The organism is Mesorhizobium sp. M7A.F.Ca.CA.004.12.1.1 (genome assembly GCF_003997835.1).
Taxonomy (GTDB): Bacteria; Pseudomonadota; Alphaproteobacteria; order Rhizobiales; family Rhizobiaceae; genus Mesorhizobium.
Genome location: NZ_RZRK01000461.1, coordinates 1 through 5,016, shown reverse-complemented (window position 1 = coordinate 5,016; position 5,016 = coordinate 1). Strand labels below are relative to the sequence as shown.

Sequence of the window (5,016 nt, the reverse complement as noted above, 5' to 3'; positions counted from 1 at the left end):
ATGGCGCTGGCGCGAAAACTCCTCGTCATTCTCAATGCAAAAGCACGCGATGCGCGCATGGAGTTCGCCAATGCAACTTGACACCACAGATAGTCGCTCATTGCCCTGCCGGGCATTTCTCCCCGTATAGGGACGGGGAGAAAGACGCCGTCATGGACGGTTTCGCCAATTTTCAACGCAGCAGAACGAGCGCCGAGGTTGCGGCCATCTCCCTTCTCCCCGTCACTATACGGGGAGAAGGTGCCGGCAGGCGGATGAGGGGCAGCGCAAGCAGTTGGCCGTTGGCCCTCGCCAGTCCTCTTACGTGTTCATCGAATCGAAGAAATCGGCATTGGTCTTGGTCTGCTTGAGCTTGTCGATCAGGAACTCGATTGCGTCGGTGGTGCCCATCGGCGCCAGGATGCGGCGCAGCACGAAGATCTTCTGCAGATCCTGCTTGGAAACCAGCAGGTCTTCCTTGCGGGTGCCGGACTTCAAGATGTCCATGGCCGGATAGATGCGCTTGTCGGCCACCTTGCGGTCGAGCTGGATTTCGCAGTTGCCGGTGCCCTTGAACTCTTCGAAGATGACTTCGTCCATGCGGCTGCCGGTATCGATCAGCGCGGTGGCGATGATGGTCAGCGAACCGCCTTCCTCGATGTTGCGGGCGGCGCCGAAGAAGCGCTTCGGCCGCTGCAGCGCGTTGGCGTCGACACCACCGGTCAGCACCTTGCCGGATGACGGCACGACGGTGTTGTAGGCGCGGCCGAGACGAGTGATCGAATCGAGCAGGATGACGACGTCGCGGCCATGCTCGACCAGGCGCTTGGCCTTCTCGATGACCATTTCGGCGACCTGCACGTGGCGCACCGCCGGCTCGTCGAAGGTCGAGGAGATCACCTCGCCCTTCACCGAGCGCTGCATGTCGGTCACTTCTTCCGGCCGCTCGTCGATCAGCAGCACGATCAGATAGCATTCCGGATGGTTGGCGGTGATCGAGTGGGCGATGTTCTGCATGAGAACCGTCTTGCCGGTACGCGGCTGCGCGTTGATCAGAGCGCGCTGCCCCTTGCCGATCGGCGCGACCAGGTCGATCACACGCGGCGAGATGTCCTTGGTGGTCGCATTCTCGATCTCCATCTTCAGCCGCTTGGTGGGATAGAGCGGCGTCAGATTGTCGAAGTGGATCTTGTGACGGATCTTTTCGGGATCGTCGAAATTGATGGTGTTGACCTTGAGCAGCGCGAAATAGCGCTCGCCCTCTTTCGGGCTGCGGATCGGCCCTTCGACCGTATCGCCGGTCTTCAGCGAAAAGCGCCGGATCTGCGACGGCGAAATATAGATGTCGTCGGGACCTGGCAGATAATTGGCGTTGGCGGAGCGCAGGAAGCCGAAACCATCCTGCAGCACCTCGACCACGCCATCACCGATGATCTCGATCTCCTGGGCGGCCAGCTTCTTCAGGATCGCAAACATCAGCTCCTGCTTGCGCATGACGCTGGCGTTTTCGACCTCGAGCGATTCGGCATAGGCGATCAGCTCTGGCGGTTTCTTGTTCTTGAACTCGGCGAGTTTCATTTCTTGCATAGACGGACCTTGAATAGATGGAGTCTGGGTAGGCTTTGGGAAAAATATCGGCGGGATGCGACAAATGCCGGGCGCGGCCGAAAACAATGAGGGGCGGCGCATGACGGGAAGGAAGACCCGTCTTTTATCGTCGGTCGGGTGAAAGAGCAAGCTGCGTTTTGCGTGACCTATGAAGGCTTGAAACGCATCACTGCCCGTCGTTGTCTCCTGGCCGTTTTTGAGCAGCATGCATCAGAACGGCTTGACCACCACCAGGATGACGATTGCGATCATCAGCAATGTGGGGATCTCGTTGACCATCCGCCAGTGCCTGGCCGGTTTTTCATTGCGGTCCTCGGCGAATTTGCGCACCGCGCCCGCGAGATAGCCATGCATGGCGGACAGCAAAAGCACCGCACCGATCTTGGCATGCAGCCAGCCGCCCTGGAAACCAAAACCCTTCCAGGCGAGCCACAGGCCGAACACCCAGGTGACGATCATCGCCGGGTTGATGATGCCGCGCAGCAGGCGCCGCTCCATCACCTTGAAGGTCTCCGATTGCACCGAGCCCTTCTCGGCATCGGCGTGATAGACCAGCAGCCGCGGCAGATAGAGCATGCCCGCCATCCATGAGATGACGGCGAGGATATGGATCGCCTTTGCCCAGAGATAGAAGCTGTCGGGTGCCGCGAAATACAAAAGCGCGGTGAGAACGACCAGCACCGCGATACCTGACATCATCCGCATCATCGCCTGACCGGTGCTGTTCGTGTTTTTCATCTCAGCCATCAGCGTGTCGCGCTCCGCACCTGTTTCACCATCGCCTCGACATGGGCGATCGGCGTCTCCGGCGTGATGCCATGACCGAGATTGAAGATCAGCGGTCCGTCTCCCAGCGCTCCCAGGATCGCCTCGACGCCGTCGGATAGCGCCTTGCCGCCAGCCACGAGCCGCAAGGGATCGAGATTGCCCTGAACCGCACCCGAGCGCTGCAATTCCTTCGCCGCGATCAGGGGTACCGTCCAGTCGATCCCTAGCGCCGTCACGCCGGTCTTCTGTCGATATGTCCGGTAGCGCGAACCGGCACCCTTGGGAAAACCGATGATCGGAACATCGGGATGAACCGCCCGCACCCGGCCAACGATCTCGGCCATCGGCTGAACGCAGAACAGGTCGAAACTCTCATCGTCCAGCACGCCGGACCAGGAATCGAATATCTGCACCACATCCGCACCCGCCTCGATCTGGCGGATGAGATAGGCGGCCGAATGTTCGGCAAGCACCTTCAGCAATCGTTGAAAGGCCACCGGTTCGCGATAGGCAAAAAGCCGCGCCGGCGCCTGGTCGGGCGTGCCATGACCGGCGATCATGTAGGTCGCCACCGTCCACGGCGCGCCGCAGAAGCCGATCAGGGTTGTCTCTTCGGGCAGTTTGGCCCGCAACCGGCGAACCGTCTCATAGACCGGTTCGAGATTCACGTGAAACACCTCGCCTTCCAGAGCCAAAATCTCCGGCGCGGTGATCGGCGTCAGCAGCGGCCCTCTGCCCTCTTCGAAGCGGACGTCACGGCCAAGCGCATGCGGAACGACAAGGATATCGGAAAACAGGATCGAGGCATCGAAGCCGAAGCGCTCGATCGGCTGCAAGGCCACTTCGACCGCAAGGTCTGGATCATAGCAGAGGTCCAGGAACGAGCCCGCGCGTCTGCGTGTCTCCCGATACTCCGGCAGGTAGCGTCCGGCCTGACGCATCATCCAGAGCGGAGGCGGAAAATGGGCCTTGCCCCTGAGGACATCCAGCATGATCCGGTTCTGGGGCATCGAGCGCTCGCTTCTCCCAGCCTCTTCTATAATCAAAGATTCTTATATCTAAGATTCTTCTGATTCTAAGAGTCTGTTGGTTCTGGTGGTTGCCACCTGTCCCGCTTTGCCCCGGAAAACACCAGCCAACATATTGTCGCGTGCTTCTTTTTCCCAGATGTAGGGTTCTGGGGATAGATCGGAATCGATCAAGCGAGTCAAAGTGTTAGGCACAGTGGTGAAAAGCAGGTCCTGTGGACGGACCGCAGTCGAAAAAAGCCGTCCCCAAACTTGTCCCCAGTCGCCCGACGAAGCTGACAGCGCATCGAATTGTGGACAAACTGCCATCTGATACAGTCGCCTCCGACAGGCCCGTCTTTTCATCCCGCTTTATCCACAGAAGCCCACAGCCCCAGGTGACCCCCTGTGAACAAACCCCAGAGCTTCTTCCACCTGCACCTGATTTCCGACGCGACCGGCGAAACGCTGCTCGCCGCCGGCCGGGCAGCTTCGGCGCAGTACAAGGACGCGCGCGCCATCGAGCATATCTATCCGCTGATCCGCACCGAAAAGCAGGTGGCGAAGGTGTTCGAGGACATCGAGGAGGAACCGGGCATCATCCTCTATACGGTCGTCGACCAGAAGCTGGCGCGCGGCATCGACGAGCGCTGCGCGGCCATGGGCCTGCCCTGTGTGTCGGTGCTGGAGCCGGTGCTGACCGTGTTCCAGTCCTATCTCGGCACCCCGGCCGGCCGCCGCGTCGGTGCCCAGCATGTTCTCGACGCTGAATATTTCCGCCGCATCGATGCGCTCAATTTCACCATGGACCATGATGACGGCCAGTTGCCGCTCAACATGGACGATGCCGATGTCGTGCTGATCGGCATTTCGCGCACGTCGAAGACGCCGACCAGCATCTATCTCGCCAACCGCGGCATCAAGACCGCCAACATCCCGATCGTGCTTGGCGTGCCGGTGCCGGAAAGCCTGGTTGCCGCCAGCAAGCCGCTGATCGTCGGGCTAATCGCCACCGCCGAGCGCATCTCGCATGTCCGGCAAAACCGCATCCTCGGCAACAGCAGTTCGTATGAGGCATCGGATTATGTCGACCGCGCGGCGATCAGCGAAGAGCTAGCCTACGCCCGCAAGATCTGCACGCGCCATGGCTGGCCGATGATCGACGTCAGCCGCCGCTCGATCGAGGAAACGGCGGCGGCCATCGTTGCCCTGCGGGGGAAGACGCGCTAGGGCGTCGATATTCAGGTGATGCCGGCCTGCAAATGGCGGTTTCCTGCGCTTCCGGTGCTCACGTACTTTAAGTACGCTCCGCTCCGGTTCTCGGAAGCCACCATTTTCGACTCGGCCTGACCTGAATCTCAACACCCTAGTCGGTGCCAGAAAACCAGGCGTACAAACCATGACCGAAAAACTCATCCTCGCTTCCGGCAGTCCGTTCCGCAAGGCGATGCTCGTCAATGCCGGCGTCGATGTCGAGGCGGTGCCGGCCGATGTCGACGAGCGCGCGCTCGAGGGGCCTTTGCAGGATAGCGGCGTCTCGCCCGAGGATGTCGCCCTGGTGCTGGCCGAGGCCAAGGCCACAGAAGTGAGCGAGCGCAGGCCGAGCACCAGGGCGCCCGGCCTGCGCTCGCTCACTTCTGTGGCCTTGGCCTCG

The 5,016-nt window shown here is 60.7% G+C and carries 5 protein-coding genes; 2 read left to right on the top strand and 3 right to left on the bottom strand.

Features of this window, described 5'->3' with window-relative positions:
- Nucleotides 1–300: 300 nt before the first annotated feature.
- From rho to hemE, 3 genes are all read right to left on the bottom strand, one after another.
- On the bottom strand, nucleotides 301–1,566 hold the full coding sequence (rho, locus tag EN984_RS22450) for a transcription termination factor Rho (protein ID WP_127268017.1): 1,266 nt from the start codon (nucleotides 1,564–1,566) through the stop codon (nucleotides 301–303).
- A 231-nt stretch (nucleotides 1,567–1,797) separates the two neighbouring features.
- Nucleotides 1,798–2,334 carry a protoporphyrinogen oxidase HemJ gene (gene hemJ, locus EN984_RS22445; RefSeq protein WP_127268018.1) on the bottom strand — a complete coding sequence of 179 codons (537 nt, stop codon included), beginning with the start codon at nucleotides 2,332–2,334 and terminating at the stop codon, nucleotides 1,798–1,800.
- Nucleotides 2,334–3,365: a uroporphyrinogen decarboxylase gene (gene hemE, locus EN984_RS22440; protein ID WP_127268019.1), complete on the bottom strand. Its 1,032-nt coding sequence runs from the start codon at nucleotides 3,363–3,365 to the stop codon at nucleotides 2,334–2,336. The genes hemJ and hemE overlap by 1 nt, the downstream gene beginning before the upstream one ends.
- Before the next feature lie 405 nt (nucleotides 3,366–3,770).
- Here hemE and EN984_RS22435 point away from each other — a divergent pair, with 405 nt between their 5' ends.
- Nucleotides 3,771–4,592: a pyruvate, water dikinase regulatory protein gene (locus tag EN984_RS22435; RefSeq protein ID WP_027037546.1), complete on the top strand. Its 822-nt coding sequence runs from the start codon at nucleotides 3,771–3,773 to the stop codon at nucleotides 4,590–4,592.
- Nucleotides 4,593–4,761: 169 nt separating this feature from the next.
- The coding region (locus EN984_RS22430; protein ID WP_206517461.1) for a Maf family protein at nucleotides 4,762–5,016 on the top strand (255 nt) is incomplete at its 3' end.